At 73.6% G+C, this 16,175-nt stretch carries 12 protein-coding genes; 3 read left to right on the forward strand and 9 right to left on the reverse strand.

Going from position 1 to position 16,175, the window contains the following annotated elements; all coding sequences use genetic code 11:
• Window positions 1-974: adenosylhomocysteinase (locus ACIOD1_RS24755; RefSeq protein WP_365620740.1), on the reverse strand; the 974-nt coding region annotated here is incomplete at its 3' end.
• Between the two features lie 354 nt (window positions 975-1,328).
• On the opposite strand from ACIOD1_RS24755, the gene ACIOD1_RS24760 reads away from it, so the two are divergent.
• Both ACIOD1_RS24760 and lepB read left to right on the forward strand, forming a co-directional pair.
• On the forward strand, window positions 1,329-3,392 hold the full coding sequence (locus tag ACIOD1_RS24760) for a fructose-specific PTS transporter subunit EIIC (protein ID WP_401904662.1): 2,064 nt from the start codon (window positions 1,329-1,331) through the stop codon (window positions 3,390-3,392).
• Between the two features lie 174 nt (window positions 3,393-3,566).
• Window positions 3,567-4,331, forward strand: coding sequence for a signal peptidase I (lepB, locus tag ACIOD1_RS24765; protein ID WP_401904664.1), 765 nt, complete (start codon window positions 3,567-3,569; stop codon window positions 4,329-4,331).
• A gap of 93 nt (window positions 4,332-4,424) precedes the next feature.
• On the opposite strand, the gene ACIOD1_RS24770 is transcribed toward lepB, so the two are convergent.
• The 6 genes from ACIOD1_RS24770 to ACIOD1_RS24795 form a co-directional block, all read right to left on the reverse strand.
• On the reverse strand, window positions 4,425-5,384 hold the full coding sequence (locus ACIOD1_RS24770) for a cation diffusion facilitator family transporter (RefSeq protein ID WP_365620749.1): 960 nt from the start codon (window positions 5,382-5,384) through the stop codon (window positions 4,425-4,427).
• A gap of 72 nt (window positions 5,385-5,456) precedes the next feature.
• On the reverse strand, window positions 5,457-6,614 hold the full coding sequence (gene manA / locus ACIOD1_RS24775) for a mannose-6-phosphate isomerase, class I (protein WP_401904666.1): 1,158 nt from the start codon (window positions 6,612-6,614) through the stop codon (window positions 5,457-5,459).
• Between the two features lie 45 nt (window positions 6,615-6,659).
• Window positions 6,660-7,793, reverse strand: coding sequence for an SIS domain-containing protein (locus ACIOD1_RS24780; RefSeq protein ID WP_365620755.1), 1,134 nt, complete (start codon window positions 7,791-7,793; stop codon window positions 6,660-6,662).
• Window positions 7,794-7,849: 56 nt separating this feature from the next.
• Entirely contained in the window at window positions 7,850-8,035 is a 186-nt protein-coding gene (locus ACIOD1_RS24785; RefSeq protein WP_401904668.1) for a Trm112 family protein, read from the reverse strand.
• A gap of 194 nt (window positions 8,036-8,229) precedes the next feature.
• Window positions 8,230-9,600, reverse strand: coding sequence for a phosphomannomutase/phosphoglucomutase (locus ACIOD1_RS24790; protein ID WP_365620761.1), 1,371 nt, complete (start codon window positions 9,598-9,600; stop codon window positions 8,230-8,232).
• A gap of 79 nt (window positions 9,601-9,679) precedes the next feature.
• Complete coding sequence (locus ACIOD1_RS24795; protein WP_365620764.1) at window positions 9,680-10,099, reverse strand: DUF3499 domain-containing protein; 420 nt, start codon at window positions 10,097-10,099, stop codon at window positions 9,680-9,682.
• A 266-nt stretch (window positions 10,100-10,365) separates the two neighbouring features.
• Between ACIOD1_RS24795 and ACIOD1_RS24800 the strand changes: the two genes are divergently transcribed.
• On the forward strand, window positions 10,366-10,749 hold the full coding sequence (locus ACIOD1_RS24800; protein ID WP_365620767.1) for a metallopeptidase family protein: 384 nt from the start codon (window positions 10,366-10,368) through the stop codon (window positions 10,747-10,749).
• A gap of 55 nt (window positions 10,750-10,804) precedes the next feature.
• On the opposite strand, the gene ACIOD1_RS24805 is transcribed toward ACIOD1_RS24800, so the two are convergent.
• Together ACIOD1_RS24805 and ACIOD1_RS24810 are read right to left on the reverse strand one after the other, a co-directional pair.
• On the reverse strand, window positions 10,805-12,283 hold the full coding sequence (locus tag ACIOD1_RS24805) for a DUF5719 family protein (RefSeq protein WP_365620769.1): 1,479 nt from the start codon (window positions 12,281-12,283) through the stop codon (window positions 10,805-10,807).
• On the reverse strand, window positions 12,280-16,026 hold the full coding sequence (locus ACIOD1_RS24810; protein ID WP_401904672.1) for a glycosyltransferase: 3,747 nt from the start codon (window positions 16,024-16,026) through the stop codon (window positions 12,280-12,282). Before ACIOD1_RS24810 ends, ACIOD1_RS24805 begins: the two co-directional genes overlap by 4 nt.
• Between the last annotated feature and the right edge of the window lie 149 nt (window positions 16,027-16,175).

The following is a 16,175-nucleotide window of genomic DNA, read 5'->3' on the forward strand; positions in this document are numbered from 1 at the left end:
TCCTTGTTGCCCGTGGTCGTGATGAAGATGTCGGCGGTCTCGACCACATCGTCGAGCCTCGCGACCTGGAACCCGTCCATGGCGGCCTGAAGGGCACAGATCGGGTCGATCTCGGTGACGATGACACGCGCGCCCTGGCCGCGCAGCGACTCCGCACAACCCTTGCCGACATCGCCGTAGCCGAAGACCACGGCGACCTTGCCGCCGATGAGGACGTCGGTCGCCCGGTTGATGCCGTCGATCAGGGAGTGCCGGCAGCCGTACTTGTTGTCGAACTTCGACTTCGTCACGGCGTCGTTCACGTTGATCGCCGGGAACAGCAGCGTGCCCTCGGCCATCATCTCGTAGAGGCGGTGGACACCGGTGGTGGTCTCCTCCGTGACGCCGCGGATCTCGGACGCGAGCTGCGTCCACTTCTGCGGGGCCTCGCCGAGGGTGCGGTTGAGCAGGGTGAGGATGTACGCGTACTCCTCGGAGTCCGCCGTCGAGGGGTCCGGAGCGGCGCCGGCCTTCTCGAACTCGACGCCCTTGTGGACGAGGAGGGTGGCGTCACCACCGTCGTCGAGGATCATGTTCGGCCCGCCGGTGGGGGTGTTCGGCCAGGTCAGGGCCTGCTCCGTGCACCACCAGTACTCCTCCAGCGTCTCGCCCTTCCAGGCGAAGACGGGGACGCCCTGCGGGTTCTCCGGGGTGCCGTTCGGGCCGACCGCGATGGCGGCGGCCGCGTGGTCCTGGGTGGAGAAGATGTTGCAGGAGGCCCAGCGGACGTCGGCGCCGAGGGCGACGAGGGTCTCGATGAGCACGGCCGTCTGCACCGTCATGTGCAGGGAGCCGGTGACGCGGGCGCCGGCGAGCGGCTGCGTCGCGGCGTACTCGCGACGGATCGACATCAGGCCGGGCATCTCGTGCTCGGCCAGGGTGATCTCCTTGCGGCCGAACGCGGCAAGGGAAAGGTCTGCGACCTTGAAGTCCATGGGTGCTGCTCCTCATGGTTCGAGAGGGTGGGTACGGCTGAGCCGTGCACGGGCGGACCGTACACAGAGCAACAGTCCGTCGGGGGCCCTCTCTCCCCTCGGCCGGTCACGAGGACCGCCCGACCGCCATCAGCAGCGACGCCTGACACTGGGGTCGAATCTACACCGATCGGCCTAGCGGCCCCAGCCGGTTCGGCAAGATGTCGCCGATGGGAGCGGAGGGGATTCGGGTCCTCCGGCGACGAGGTCGAGGGCCTTTCGGACTTTTGATCCGACCCCTGTCCGGGGGAGGATGCCGTTGGATCGGGCCGTACGGGCGATCCCCGCAGGACCCATGGCATGAAGGAGATTCCAGTGACCAGTCCAGCCGGCCCCAACGGTGGCGGGGGCGCGAGCGGTTCCAGGCGCCTGAAGTTCGTGGCCGTGACGGCCTGCCCGACGGGGATCGCCCACACGTACATGGCCGCGGAGAAGCTCCAGCAGGCCGCCGCCGAACTCGGCGTCGACATGAAGGTGGAGACGCAGGGCTCGATCGGGGCCGAGAACGTGCTCTCTGACAACGATGTCAGAGAGGCGGACGGGGTCATCATCGCCGCGGACAAGGAGGTCGACCGCGAGCGCTTCGCCGGCAAGCGGGTCCTGTCCACGGGCGTGGCCGACGGTGTGCACAAGCCGAAGGAACTGATCGAGCGCGTCCAGAGCGCTCCGGTCCAGAGCGGGACGGCCGCCGCGGCCGGCGGCGCCGGTGGTGGGGGCAAGGAGCGCAGCCTCGCCTACAAGGCGCTGATGAACGGCGTCTCGTACATGATCCCGTTCGTGGTGGTCGGCGGTCTGCTGATCGCCATCGCGCTGGCCCTGGGCGGTCACGCGACCGACAAGGGCTACGTGGTCACCCCGGGCACCTTCTGGGACCACGTCTTCCAGATCGGCGTCATCGGCTTCACCCTGATGATCCCGATCCTGTCCGGTTACATCGCGTACGCCATCGGCGACCGGCCGGCGCTCGTGCCCGGCATGATCGGCGGCTTCATCGCCAACACGGGCGCGCTCTACGACTCCAAGTCGGGCGCGGGCTTCATCGGTGCGATCGTGACGGGCTTCCTGGCCGGTTATCTGGTCCTGTGGATCAAGAAGGTCCAGGTACCTAAGGTCGTCCAGCCGATCATGCCGATCATCGTGATCCCGATCGTCGCGACGACGACCCTGGGCCTCTTCTTCATCTACGTCATCGGCAAACCGATCTCCTGGGTCTTCGAGACCCTGACCGGTTGGCTCTCCGGCATGACCGGCACCAGCGCGATCCTGCTCGGCGCGATCCTCGGTCTGATGATCGCCTTCGACATGGGCGGGCCGGTCAACAAGACGGCCTTCCTCTTCGGTACGGGGCTCATCGCGTCGGGCAACTACGCGGTCATGGGCATGTGCGCGGCGGCCATCCCGGTCATGCCGCTCGGCCAGGGCCTGGCGACGGTGCTGCGCCGCAAGCTGTACTCCGACCAGGAACGCGACACCGGCATGGCGGCGCTCTTCATGGGCATGTTCGGCATCTCGGAGGGCGCGATCCCCTTCGCGGCGGCGCGACCGGCGATCGTCATCCCGGCGAACATGCTCGGCGGCGCGGTGGCCGGTGCCATCGCGGGCGTGGCGGGCGTGGGCGACCACGTACCGCACGGCGGGCCGATCGTGGCCGCGCTGGGCGCCATCGACGGCGTCATCGGCTTCCTGATCGCCATCGTCGCGGGCACCGTGGTCACGGCGCTGACCACCAACGCCCTGATCGAGCTGAAGGAGCGCCGCAACGGCGGCGCGGCCCGGACCCTCGCCCCGGCGGGCGTGCCCGAGCCGGTGCTGGTCGGGGTCGGCGCGGGCGTCGGGTCCGGCGGTACGGCCCCGTCCGCCCGTACGACGGCCGTGAGAGCGACCGGGACCACCGGCGCCGTCTCCGCCCCGGCCGCCGAGGCCGAGGTGCTGTCGGGCTACCTGGACGAGCGGACCGTCAAGACGCAGCTCGTCTCGGACTCGAAGGAGGCGGCCATCCGCGAGATGGCCGAGATGCTGGCCGGCACCGGCAACGTCCGGGACGTGGACGAGCTGGTCCGGGTGGCGCTGGCCCGTGAGGCGCAGGGCACCACCGGCCTCGGCGAGTCGATCGCCATCCCGCACGCCAAGACGGACGCGGTGGTCCGGCCCACGGTCGGCTTCGCCCGGTCCGACGAGGGCATCGAGTGGGGCGCCCTGGACGGGACGAAGGCCCGGCTGGTCTTCATGATCTCGGTGCCGGAGGCCGCCGCCGGGGACGAGCACCTGCGCATCCTGGCCCTGCTGTCGCGCAAGCTGATGGGCACCGGTTTCCGCGAGCGGCTCCAGTCCGCTCCGGACGGGCCGGCCATCCTGGACGTGCTGCGCGAGATCCGCTAGCCGGCGCCGCGCCCGCCCGTTCCGTCGGGCCCCGTACCTCTCCGGTACGGGGCCCGACGGCGTGGGCGCAGTGTCCGAATCGGTATCCACCGACTTGGCGCACCGGGGCCCCGGCGGCATCTGCGGTGTCCGCGTCGACCTACGATGCAAGGCAGGTACATCGGAAGGGACGAAATGGAACACAGGCCAGGACGCAGACGCGGGATCGCGGCGATCGTCCTGCTGGTGCTCGGAGCGGTCATCCTCGGGGGGGTGACGGTGGCGAAGGCCGTCGACCCGCCCTCGCGGTACACGCGGGGCGAGCAGGTCGGTTGGACCATGACACCGACCTACACCAACGGGGAGGGCCTCTACCTGGAACCGGTCGCCGAGGGCGGGCCGCGCCGGGGGGACGTGGTCCTCGCCGCCGTTCCGTGGTCCATGAAGAAGACGCAGATGAACCGGGTCGTGGCCGTCGGCGGCGACCGCATCCAGTACAAGGTCAGCAGCAAGGTGGCGGGCCAGTACCGGCTGGTGCTGAACGGCACGCCGCTGGACGAGCCGTACCTGGAGCAGTGGCGCAACCCCTCGACGGTGCCCTTCAACGTGAAGGTGCCCAAGGGGTACGTCTTCCTGATGGCCGACAACCGGCTGAACTCGGACGGCTCGCAGTTCGCGAACAACGGTCCCGTCCCGGTGGCCGCCGTCACCGCGAAGGTGGTGGCGTACCCGATGGCGAAGCTCGCGGTGTGGGGGCAGCTGGCGGGCCTGTTGGTGCTCCTCGCCGGCGGTGTGCTGGCGTTCGTGGCCCGGCGGGCGCGCGGGCGGGCCCCGCGGCCGGTCGTCCTGCCGGTGCAGGCGCAGGGCTCGGTGGCCGAGGCCGAGCGGGCGGCGGGCGACGGGGACGACGTCCCGCGGCCGGCGGGTCCGGCCGACGAGCGCGCGGACGTGCCCTCGTAGGAACGGTCCCAGGACGTACGGAGGCCCCCGCGGCGATCGGCTGCGGGGGCCTTCGTGTGTCCGGGGCCGGGGGTGGTGTGGCCCCGGAGCGGGTCAGTCGCCCCGGGGGGCCGGCTCGGGGCTCGCCCCGGCGGCGGCCGCCTCGGGGCGGTAGATGTCCGGCTCCAGGTAGATCACCCGGGCGATCGGGACGGCCGCGCGGATGCGGGCCTCGGCGGCGTTGATGGCGTTGGCCACCTCGGTCGCCGTGTCGTCGTGCTGGACGGCGATCTTGGCGGCGACCAGCAGTTCCTCGGGTCCGAGGTGCAGGGTCCGCATGTGGATCACCTTGGTGACGGTGTGGCCGTCGACCACGGCCGCCTTGATCTGCTCGACCTGCTCGGTGCCCGCGGCCTCGCCGAGGAGCAGCGACTTGGTCTCCAGGGCCAGCACGATGGCGATGATGATCAGCAGGATGCCGATGCACAGGGTGCCGATGCCGTCCCAGACGCCGTTGCCGGTGAGCAGGGCGAGGCCCACGCCGGCCAGGGCGAGCACGAGGCCGATGAGCGCGCCGAGGTCCTCCAGGAGGACGACGGGCAGCTCGGGGGCCTTGGCCCGCTTGATGAACTGGCTCCAGCTGAGGGACCCGCGGGTCTCGTTGGACTCCTTGATCGCGGTGCGGAAGGAGAACGACTCCGCGACGATCGCGAAGAGGAGGACGCCGACGGGCCAGTACCAGGCCTCGATCGCGTGCGGCTCGTGGATCTTCTCGTAGCCCTCGTAGATGGCGAACATGCCACCGACGGTGAAGAGCACGATGGAGACGAGGAAGGCGTAGATGTAGCGCTCGCGCCCGTATCCGAAGGGGTGTTGCGGGGTCGCTTCGCGCTGGGCCTTCTTGCCTCCGAGGAGCAGCAGTCCCTGGTTGCCCGAGTCCGCCAGCGAGTGGACGCTTTCGGCGAGCATCGACGAGGAACCGCTGAAGAGGTATGCCACGAATTTGGCCACAGCGATGGCGAGGTTGGCGGCGAGTGCCGCCACGATCGCCTTGGTGCCGCCCGACGCGCTCATGGGTGCCGATGTCCCTTCCTAGCCACTGGATACGGCCGCATTCTCGCAGCCGTTCGTGTGGCCGACGGTACGTCAGACGCGGATGGTGGCGCGGAAGACGGTTCCGTTTCCGGACAGTTCGACCTTTTCGCCCGCCGGGACGAACACCGACTCACCCGGGGCCAGGGTCAGTTCGCCGGCCTTCGGCGCGCCCGCGGTGCAGAGCAGGATCTGCGGGGTGGTGTCCGGGAGGGTATGGGGAGCGCCGCCGGGGGCGAGCAGGAAGCGGGAGAGGCGGAACTCGTCGGTGGGGGTCTCGTAGACCTCTTCGACGTCGCTCTCGGGGCGCAGGACGCCCGGGGCGGTGGGCCGGAAGAGGACCACCTTGAGGAGTTCGGGAACGTCCACGTGCTTGGGGGTGAGCCCGCAGCGCAGCACGTTGTCGGAGTTGGCCATCAGTTCCACGCCGAGGCCGTCGAGGTAGGCGTGGGGGATGCCGGCGCCGAGGAACATGGCCTCGCCGGGCTGGAGCCGTACGTGGTTGAGGAGCATCGCCGCGATGACGCCCGGGTCGCCCGGGTAGTCGTGGACGAGGCCCGCGTAGGGCTCGTACGGGCCGCCGAGCCGCTCGGCGGCTTCCGCGGCCTCGGTGACCGTACGGGCCATCTCGGCGCGGTCGGCGGTGAGGACGGCGGTGAGGACCTCGCGCAGGGCCGCCTCGACGGGGTGGGCGCGCAGCAGGTCCGCGTACGGCTTGAGGGTGTCGACGCCGAGGCCTTCGAGGAGCGCGGCGGCCTCCAGCGGCGGGCGGAAGCCGCACAGGCCGTCGAAGGGGGTCAGGGCGCAGATCAACTCGGGCTTGTGGTTGGCGTCCTTGTAGTTGCGGTGGCCCGCGTCGATCGGGACGCCGCGCCGCTCCTCGTCCTCGAACCCGGCCTTCGCCTGGGCCAGGTCGGGGTGGACCTGGAGGGAGAGCGGCGCGCCGGCGGCGAGGAGCTTGAGGAGGAACGGCAGGCGCGGGCCGAACTTGGCGACGGCGGCGGTGCCCAACTCGCCCTCGGGATCGGCGGCGATGACGGCCGACAGGGTGGTCTCGCCCCGGCCGCGGTCGAGGCGGGAGGGGGCGCCGGGGTGGGCGCCCATCCACATCTCGGCCTGGGGTTCACCGGTGGGCTCCACCTTCAGGAGGGTGGGGATCAGGGTGGTGGAACCCCACGCGTAGGGGCGGATCGTGTTCGTCAGGCGGTCCATCGTCGTCTTCCTGGATGTGGTGGTGGGGCGGCACGGGTGGCCGCCTCAGGCGTGTCCCCCGGAGGCCAGCGCCAGGTAGGCGGTGGCGAAGTCCGTGACGGCGAGGAGTTCGGCGAGCTGTTCCAGCTCTCCGCCTTCCTCCGGTTCGATCTCGCTGATGGCCGTGTCGTGGCTGAGGGCGAGTTCCCGCGCGGCGGGGGCGGCCGTGAGGCCGCCGGTGGGCCGGTCGCGCAGCAGGACGATGCGGGCGCGGAACGCTTGGGGTTCGTCCACCCGGTCGCGGAAGAAGTCGTCGGGGTCGCCTCCGGCGGCGAAGGCTCCGGAGAGGAGCACTCCGTGGGCCGGGAGCGCCTCGGGCAGGGAGGCGGCGAGCGCGGGGCGGCCGGCCAGTTCGGCGAGGGTCGCGGCGAAGCGGCGGCCGGCGGGGGCCGCGGCGGCGCCCTCGCTCCAGATGAGCGGGAGGGAGTCGGCGAGCTCGGACGCGAGGGTCTTGGCGGGGTTGGAGTAGGTGACGACGGCCGGCCCGCAGCGTTCGGCAGTGCGGTCGAGCCGGTCGGCGACGCGCTGGAGGGCGTCGGGGGCAGCCGAAACCAGGCCGAGCTTGTCGAGGAGGACCAGCAGCGGGGTCAGCAGGGCCCAGAGGGCGCCGGGGCCGGCCGCGGCGGACTCGTCGTACTCCTGGTACGGGGCCTTGGCCATCGGTACGAGGATCCCGTGCGCGCCGTCCACGGCCTCGGCGAGCGGGGAGCGCTCGGGGGCGACGGCGACGACGGAGCAGCCGCGGCGGTAGGCCTGCTCGGCGAGGACCGCGAGGCCGGGCTCGGTGCCGTCGGTGGTGGCCAGGAGCAGCAGGTCGACGGGGCCGGCCCAGCCGGGGAGGGTCCAGCGCAGGGCGCCGGCCGCGTGGGCGACGCCGGTGGGGTGGAGCCGGGTCACCGGGGCGGAGGCTCCGGCGAGGGCGCCGAGGAGGTCGGCGACTCCGGTCGCGGCGGTGCCGGGTCCGGCGATGAGCACGGACCGGGGCCGGCCGTCGGGGCGCAGGTCCGCGAGGCCGGCCTCGATCGCGTGCCGGGCGGCGGTGCGGACGCGGGCCCCGGCCTCGGCGGCGCCGCGGAGCAGACCGCGGCGGTCGGCCCGGGCGAGATCGTCCGGTGCGTCGAGGAGCGACTCGTCGAGCATGGCGGCCTCCGGCGGTGTTGACGGCGTGTGCGGTCTGCGGCGCGGGTCGGGCGGGGTCACGCGGGGCGGCGGGCCTCGTCCACGAGGAGGACCGGGATGCCGTCGCGGACCGGGTACGCGAGGCCGCAGTCCTGGCTGGTGCAGATCAGCTCGGGCGCGGTGTCGTCTGCCGAGTTGTCCCGGAGGGGGGCGTGGCAGACGGGGCAGGCGAGGATCTCCAGCAGGCCGGCTTCGAGCGGCATGGGGCGGTTCCCTTCGGGGTGCGGATCGGGCGAGGTCAGCGTACCGCCGAGTCACCTGCGGTGCGGCCCCGCGCCCCGAACCCCGGCGGGCCCGGAACGACCGGACCCGGCCCCGCCGGAGCGGAGCCGGGCCGGGGCCGGGCACGTGGAGCGGAGCCCCGGGGCGAGGTGGTGGGGCCGGTGGGCCCGGTGGGTCAGGCGCGGACGAGGGCGAGGACCTCGTCGCGGACCTTCGCCAGGCCCGCCTCGTCGCGGGCCTCGACGTTGAGGCGCAGCAGCGGCTCGGTGTTCGAGGGGCGGAGGTTGAACCACCAGTCGGCGGCGGAGACCGTGAGGCCGTCCAGCTCGTCGAAGGTGATGCCGTCCTGGTCGGCGTACGCGGCCTTGACGACGGCGGTGCGGCCCGCCTGGTCGGCGACGGTGGAGTTGATCTCGCCGGAGCCGACGTAGCGGTCGTAGGAGGAGACCAGCTCGGAGAGCGGGCCGTCCTGGCCGCCGAGGGCCGCGAGGACGTGGAGCGCGGCCAGCATGCCGGTGTCCGCGTTCCAGAAGTCCTTGAAGTAGTAGTGCGCCGAGTGCTCGCCGCCGAAGATGGCGCCGGAGGTGGCCATCTCCTCCTTGATGAAGGAGTGGCCGACGCGGGTGCGGACCGGGGTGCCGCCGTGCTCGCGGACGACCTCGGGGACCGACCACGAGGTGATCAGGTTGTGGATGATCGTGCCCTTGCCGCCGTTGCGGGCCAGCTCGCGGGCCGCGACGAGGGCGGTGATGGCGGACGGGGAGACGCCCGCGCCCAGCTCGTCGACGACGAAGCAGCGGTCGGCGTCGCCGTCGAAGGCCAGACCGAGGTCGGCGCCCTCGGCGAGCACGCGCGCCTGGAGGTCGACGATGTTCTTCGGGTCGAGGGGGTTGGCCTCGTGGTTGGGGAAGGTCCCGTCCAGCTCGAAGTACATGGGGACGAGGTCCAGCGGGAGGCCCGCGAAGACGGTGGGGACGGTGTGGCCGCCCATGCCGTTGCCCGCGTCCACGACGACCTTGAGGGGGCGGATCGAGGTGAGGTCGACCAGGCCCTTGAGGTGCTCGGCGTAGCCGGGAAGGCTGTCCAGCTCGGTGACGGTGCCCTCGGTGGTGCCGGCGGGGATCGCGGGGGCGCCCTCGTCGGTCCACTTCTCGGCCAGCTCGCGGATGGTGGCGAGGCCGGTGTCCTGGCCGACCGGGGCGGCGCCGGCGCGGCACAGCTTGATGCCGTTGTACTGGGCCGGGTTGTGCGAGGCGGTGAACATCGCGCCGGGCAGGTCCAGCTTGCCGGAGGCGTAGTACAGCTGGTCGGTGGAGCACAGGCCGATGAGGGTCACGTCGACCCCGCGGGCGGCCGCGCCGCGGGCGAAGGCGGCGGACAGGCCGGGCGAGGAGGGGCGCATGTCGTGGCCGATGACGATCGCCGTGGCTCCGGTGACCTCGACGAACGCCGCACCGAACAATTCGGCAAGGGGCTCGTCCCATTCGTCCGGTACGACGCCCCGAACGTCATAAGCCTTGACGATGTTCGAAAGATCTGCGGCCACTGCCTGCCCTCCTGAAGGTGTCTGTGCGGTGGGGCAAACCTACCCTGTGCGCAGAGCGGCTCTTCAGACGATCCGATGGTCAGGAATCGGGCGAGCGCAGGACGCGCAGGTGACCGCGGCGGGTCTCACCGGTCACCGGGGGGCCGCCGGCGGAGCCGCCGGCCTCGGCCGCGCGCTCGGGCGGACGGGCGGCCTCGCGCACGGCGTTGGCCAGGGCTTCGAGGTCGTCGCCGCTGGGGCGTGCCGGGCCCGAACCGTCCGTCAGGCGTACGACTTCCCACCCGCGCGGGGCGGTCAGGCGCTCGGAGTGCGGAGCGCACAGGTCGTAACAGTGGGGTTCGGCGTAGGTGGCGAGCGGGCCGAGAACTGCGGTCGAGTCGGCGTAGACGTACGTCAGTGTGGCGACGGCAGGGCGGCCGCACGCGGTGCGCGAACAGCGACGTACAAGGCTCACGACGTTGGACGGTACCTCACTCTTGACCGGGCCGCGACGACTCACCCCCCGCCCGGCCCCGTGTCGTGGGCGCGGGGCCCGGCGGCGGGGAGGCCGCGGGTCCGGGCCGGTGCCCGGTCCCGGACGGATCGTGCGGGGTGCGGGGCGGGCGCGACACCGGCCCCCGACCTGATCGAGGCCCTGCCGGTCGGCGGGGTGAGAGCTAGTCTGCGGGGGTGACGGACAGCCAGATTCCCCCCCTCCCTCCCGTGGCCCCGGCCCCTCCCCCGCGTGAGCCCGGACCGCGCCGGCGCGATCGGCACGGACGGGGGATGCGCGGGCCGTTGGCGCCCCCGCAGGTGCCGCTGGCGGCGAGCCGGGCGGAGCTCTTCGGCGACCTCGTACGGGACTCCGTGGAGCGGCTGGAGCGGCGCTGGCCGCAGCTGGACGAGGTGGAGTTCGTGATCGCCGACGTACCGGGGCCGCCCGGCGGTCCGGACGGCGGCTGGAACGACGAGGCGGTGCCGTTGGGCGGGCTGGTGGAGGCCCGCGACGGGCGTCCGGCGCGGGTGGTGGTGTTCCGGCGGCCGGTGGAGATCCGGGCGAAGACGCGGGACGAGAAGGCGCTGCTGGTGCACGAGATCGTCGTGGAGCAGGTCGCGGAGCTGCTCGGGCTGTCCCCGGAGACGGTCGACCCCCGCTACGGGCAGGACTGAGGGTCCTGCGCGCGGCGGGGGCCGGTGCGGTGGCGGGGCCGGTGCGGTGGACCGCTCAGCGGATCAGGATCGAGGGGTCCTCGACGGCCTTCGGGACGGCGACCGTGGAGCGGTCGTCGACGAAGGACTGCACGGTGAACATGGGGATGCCCTCGTGCGGGAGGGTGAGGGTGCGGGCGGCGTGGACCGGTCCGCCGGAGAGGGTCTCCAGCGTCAACGCGTAGGCGCCCTTGCCCCCCGCCGGGGCGGGCGGCGGGGCCAGGGTCAGGGTGGTGCCCGCCTTGACTGTGACCTCCTTGACGGCCGGCTCCCCGCCCTCGGTGCCCGCCGAGGCGGTGACGCGGACCTTGGCGTCGGCTCCGCGCGCGGTGAGGGCGAGCACGGTGGCCTTGTCGTCGGCGCGGTTGTCCGCGACGGTGGCCCGGGCTCCGACCGGGTCGCTCGCCGCGATGAAGCCCAGCTCCTGCTTGGGCGCCGTGCCGCGCACCACGCGCAGGGCGGCGACCAGGGGGGTGGGCTTCTTCGCGTCGGTGGGGGTCAGCACCAGGGAGCCGCTCTCGCCCCGGGTGAGGTCCTTGAGGTCGACGGCGGCCGTCATCCCGCCCTTGACGTGCAGTTGCTCGTTGCCGGCCGGGCTGATCGAGCCGGTGGCGCCGGCCAGCCTGAGGGAGAGGTCCGCGTCGTCCTCGGAGGGGGTGAAGGCCACCAGTCGTACGGAGGTGGCGTCCGCCGGGATGCCCGGCAGCACCACCGATCCGGCGGGGCCGGCCGAGGCCGGGAGCCAGTCGGCGCCGACCCCGTCCTCGGCGATCTGCGCGGAGGCTCCCACACGACCCGAGCCGGTCGTCACGTGCGCGGTGAGGTCGGCGAGTTGGGCGTCGGGGGCCAGTGAGGAGAGCAACACCTTGGTGCTGGAGCGGGGGTCGACCGCGATGACGGTGTCGGCGGTTCCCGGCTTGGCCTTGAGCAGCCCGTCGGGACCGTAGAGCTTGATGTCGACCTCGGCGACGGTGTCGTCCGGGTTGGTGAGGTGGATGTAGTCCTGGCGGCCCTTGGCGGTGCTGACGCCCGGGAACCAGAAGTCGCTGCCGGGCGCGGTGCAGGCCACCCCGAGCAGGCCGCGGGCCTGGCCGACCGCGACCTTGGTGGTCTGCTGGGCGGTCCAGCCGGGGGCGAGGATCCCGTCGGCGGCGCCGGTCAGGGCGGGGGCCTCGGCGCCGGAGGCGGTGGCGCCGACCGGCTTGCCGGGGGCCTTCGGCTCCAGGACGGCCTTGCCCTCCTTGGTTAGCAGCCGGGCCGTGCCCTTGCCGCCGACCTTGCCGGGGGTCAGGGAGGTGTAGGTGGTCTCGGCGATGTCGGAGGAGCTGGGTGCCGGGCAGACCAGGACGGAGCGCTCGACGGGCATCCGCGCGGCGGTGTCCCGACCGGAGCCGGCCGCCGGGGCGGCGGAGGGGGCGGTGAGGAAGGCCAGGCCGGTGACGGCGGCCAGCGCCGCCGTCACGGCCGCCAGGGTCAGGGGGGCGCGCTTCTTCACTGCTGGGGGCTCCCGTCGGGACGCGGGTCGTGCTGTCCGTGGGCGTCGTAGCCCGACTGCTGCGCGTACGGGTACTGCTGCTGGGGCTGGTACTCCTGCTCGGGCTGGTGCTGCTGGGGGAAGGGGGGCTGCTGTGCGTAGCCCTGTTGTCCCTGCTGTGCGTAGCCCTGTTGTTCGTAACCCTGTTGTTCGTAGCCCGACTGTTCGTAGCCCGGCTGTTGGTGGGCCGGCTGTCCGTAGCCCTGTTGCTCGTGGCCCTGTTGCTCGTGGCCCTGCTGTCCGTGGTCCTGCTGCGGGTACGGGTACGGCTGGGCGTACGGCTGTTCCGGGTGGGCCTCGTACGGGGGTTGCTGCGTGCCTTGGCCGTAGGGCTCCTGGTACGCGTACGCCTCCTCCCCGTAGACCTGCTGCGCCGGGATCGCGGCGTAGGGGTCGGCGACGGCCTCGGTCGGGGCCGGTTCGGGCTCGGGCCCGTCGGAGGCGCGCAGGCGACGGGCCCGGCGGCCCCCGCCGGACTCGTCGCCCGTCGGGGAGCCGGCCTCGGCGTCCTCCTCGGGCAGGTCGTCGTCGAGGCGGGCGCTGCGGCCGGGCAGGGCCATGACGAGCAGGACCAGGGCCAGGGCGCCCTGGGCCCAGTGCCAGGCGTCGCGGGCGAGGGAGTCCTCGTGGACGAGGTCGAGGCGTCCGCCGGAGGCCGGGAGGGCGAAGCCCTGGGCCCAGCCGTCGAGGGTCTTGGGGGTGAGGGGTCGGCCGTCGAGGGTGGCGCGCCAGCCCGGGTCAGCCCGGTCGGCGACGCGCAGGGTGCGGCCCTCCTCGCCGGCGGGGATCTTGGCGTGGACCTCGACGGGTCCGGCGTCGACGGCGGTGGGGGCCTGGCCGCGCTTGCCGGGGACGATCGCGACGCGGGCGGGGAGGCGCTGGACCTCCCAGACGGCGGTGCCGTCCTCCTGGTGGCGCTGGCGCAGGCCGGGGGTGGCGTCGAGGATCTGCCGCATGGCGTCGGGGCCGCCCGCCGGGATCATCACGTAGCGGACGGCGAAGGCGCCGAGCTGTTCGGACTGGTCGGCGCCGGAGCCGGACACGAGTCCGGCGACGGCCTTGGCGAGACGGGGCTCGGAGCCCGCCTCGGCGAGGAGTTCGGCGTCGCCGAGGCGGACGCCGGGGCCGCGGACCAGGCTGTAGGAGACGGTGGCCGGGGAGTCCCCGCCGAGGACGAGGGTGCGGGTGCGGTTGCTGTCCTCGGACTGGGCGGCGACGAACGCGGGGACCTGGACGGGGTCGCGGCGACCGAGGGGGCCGTCGGCGCCGGCTGTCATCCAGGCTGCGGCCGCGCAGAGGGGGCCGGCGGCGGCCGCGAGGGCGACGAGCACGGCGAGGGGTTGGCGCCAGCCGAAGCTGCGGGTGGCGACCCGGTGCTTGGCTCCGTCGGCGCCGAGGACGGCCGCCGCGAGCAGGCCGAGCCCGTAGAGGAGCGTGGCGGGACCGGCCCAGCCGCCGCGGTTGAGCAGCACGGCGAGGAGCAGCCCCGTCAGGGCGACGGCCCAGGCGGTGCGGACGGCGAAGGTGCGGTCGGCGCGGATGAGGGCGGCGAGGGCGGCGACCACGAGTCCGGCGAGGAGGATCGCGGCGGGGGTGCCGGGTCCGCCGGGGTTGACGCCGAGGAGGTCGAGGGCGCCGGCGGAGCCGCCCGCCGAGGGCAGTCCGGCCTCGTCGAGGAGCCGGCCGGGGTGGGTGAGCAGGCCGAGCGACCAGGGCGCGAGCACGAGGACCGGTACGGCGAGGGTGGCGAGCAGCCGGAGGGCGTACGTCTTCCAGCGGGCGCGGCGGGCGACCAGCGCGGCGGCTCCGAGGACGGCGGCGAGCGGCCACACGACCGGGGTGAAGGCGGTGGCGACGGTCAACAGCAGGGTGTACGTCCACACCGAGCGCCAACCGCCGCCCTCCTCGCGGTCGGCGAACCCGAAGGCGGTGACGGCCGAGCGGGCGGCGAGGGGGAGCAGGACGGCGAGGACGGCGGTGCCGAGGCGGCCGCCGGCGAGGGCTCCGGTGACGGCGGGGAGGAAGGCGTAGGCGATCGCCGCCCAGGCGCGCAGCAGTCGGGAGGCGACGAGCGGGCGGGAGGCGACGTAGGCGGTGAGGCCGGCGAGGGGGACGGAGCAGACCAGGAGCAGGGTCAGCGCGGCGTGGGTGGAGCCGAACAGCGGGGCGGAGAAGGCGGCGAGGAGCGCGAGGTAGGGGGGCGCCCCGGCGGTGGTGCCGGTGCCTACGGGCTGCCAGTCGCCGGTGTAGCCGCGCCACAGGGCGAGCGCGCCGTCGGGGGCGGGGAGCAGGGCGCCGCCCATGAGGGTGCCGCCGCCGAGGAGGGCGCGGCAGGCCACGACGGAGACCAGCAGGAGGAGCGCGAAGAGGACGGGGGCGGGCTTGCGGGCGAGCCGCTTGAGCCGGCCGAACTGTTCGAGTTCCAGGAAGTCGGCGTCGTCGCCGCCGGGTCCCGATTCGACGGCTCCGCCGTGCCGGCCCGCGGGGGCGGCTTCGGCCTCCCGGTCGGTGCCGAAGTACCCGGCGAGCTGTTCGGCGTTGGCGCGCACGGTGGCGCCGGGGGGCGGGAAGGCGAAGCGGAGGTCGGTGTTGGGGACGGCGGGCCGCCGGCGGCGTCTGCGGGCCGCGAGGATCCGGCCGGGGCGCAGCAGGGTGGTGAGGAGGCCGGTCAGTTCGTCGACGGCCTGGCCGGGGGCCTTGCCGATGAGGTAGCCGAGGGTGCGCAGCGCGGTGCCGAGGAGGAGGCGGAGCAGGACGTACGGCAGGGCGCGGGCGGAGGAGTTGGCCAGCACCGTGTAGACGGCGCCGGCCTTGTCGACGCGGTGGGGTCCGACGGCGGAGCGGCCGGCGCAGTCGACGGTGCGGCGTTCGCGGGCGGAGGCCTCGGCGTGACGCATGACGGCGTCGGGGGCGACGAGGACCTCGTGGCCGGCGGACTGGGCGCGCCAGCACAGGTCGACGTCGTCGCGCATGAGGGGCAGCCGGCGGTCGAAGCCGCCGAGGGTGTCGTAGACGTCGCGGCGCACCAGCATGCCCGCGGTGGAGACGGACAGGACCCGGCGGACCTGGTCGTGTTGGCCCTGGTCCTGTTCGCGGCGGTCGAGGCCGGTCCAGCGGCGGCCGCTGCGGGCGATGGTAACGCCGGCTTCGAGGAGCTGCTTGCGGTCGTACCAGCCGCGCAGTTTCGGGCCGATGACGGCGGCCTCGGGGTTCTCCTCGGCGACGCGCAGCAGTTCGGCGAGGGCGTCGGGCTCGGGCGCGCTGTCGTCGTGGAGCAGCCAGAGCCACTGGACGGGTTCGCCGTGCGGGAGTTCGGGGAGGTCGTAGGCGTCGTCGCGCCAGGTGCGGCTGACGGGGTCCCAACCGCTGGGGCGCTTGAGGTAGGGCAGTTCCTCGGGGGTCAGCACCCCCGCGGTGCGGGTGGCCTCCTCGACGGCGGCGCCGAAGCCGGTGCGGCGGGCGAGGTGGAGGACGCGGTCGTCGCCGAAGGCCTGGGTGAGCAGGCGCGCGGAGTCGTCGGCGCTGCCGGTGTCCGCGGCGACGTGGGCCTGCGCGGGGCGTTCCTGGGCGAGGAGCCCGGCGAGGGTCTGGGGCAGCCAGCGGGCTCCGTCATGGGCGACGAGGACCGCGGTGACGACGTGCCGGGGGAACTCGGGGGTCGCGGCCGTCTGGTGGGAGGCCGTCGAGTTGCTGTGCAGGGACATCGCGGTACGGGCCCTCCGGCCGGGGATCCGGGGGTGGTGTGCCCTCGGAGGCTGCTGGACAGCGCCCCACACTAACGGCTGCGAAGACCCGGGTACGCCTCCCGTCGGGAAGGTGTGGAACACGACGGTCCGCCTCCTGCGGGGAAGGT

It is taken from the genome of Streptomyces sp. NPDC088097 (genome assembly GCF_044741845.1).
Taxonomy (GTDB): domain Bacteria; phylum Actinomycetota; class Actinomycetes; order Streptomycetales; family Streptomycetaceae; genus Streptomyces.

Coding starts and splice junctions, on each gene's coding strand:
- lepB (WP_401904664.1), top strand. CDS start 3,567: ATGGAACACAGGCCAGGACGCAGACGCGGGATCGCGGCGATCGTCCTG.
- ACIOD1_RS24810 (WP_401904672.1), bottom strand. CDS start 16,026: ATGTCCCTGCACAGCAACTCGACGGCCTCCCACCAGACGGCCGCGACC.
- ACIOD1_RS24800 (WP_365620767.1), top strand. CDS start 10,366: ATGCGCGGGCCGTTGGCGCCCCCGCAGGTGCCGCTGGCGGCGAGCCGG.
- ACIOD1_RS24780 (WP_365620755.1), bottom strand. CDS start 7,793: ATGCTCGACGAGTCGCTCCTCGACGCACCGGACGATCTCGCCCGGGCC.
- ACIOD1_RS24770 (WP_365620749.1), bottom strand. CDS start 5,384: ATGAGCGCGTCGGGCGGCACCAAGGCGATCGTGGCGGCACTCGCCGCC.
- ACIOD1_RS24785 (WP_401904668.1), bottom strand. CDS start 8,035: ATGCCGCTCGAAGCCGGCCTGCTGGAGATCCTCGCCTGCCCCGTCTGC.
- manA (WP_401904666.1), bottom strand. CDS start 6,614: ATGGACCGCCTGACGAACACGATCCGCCCCTACGCGTGGGGTTCCACC.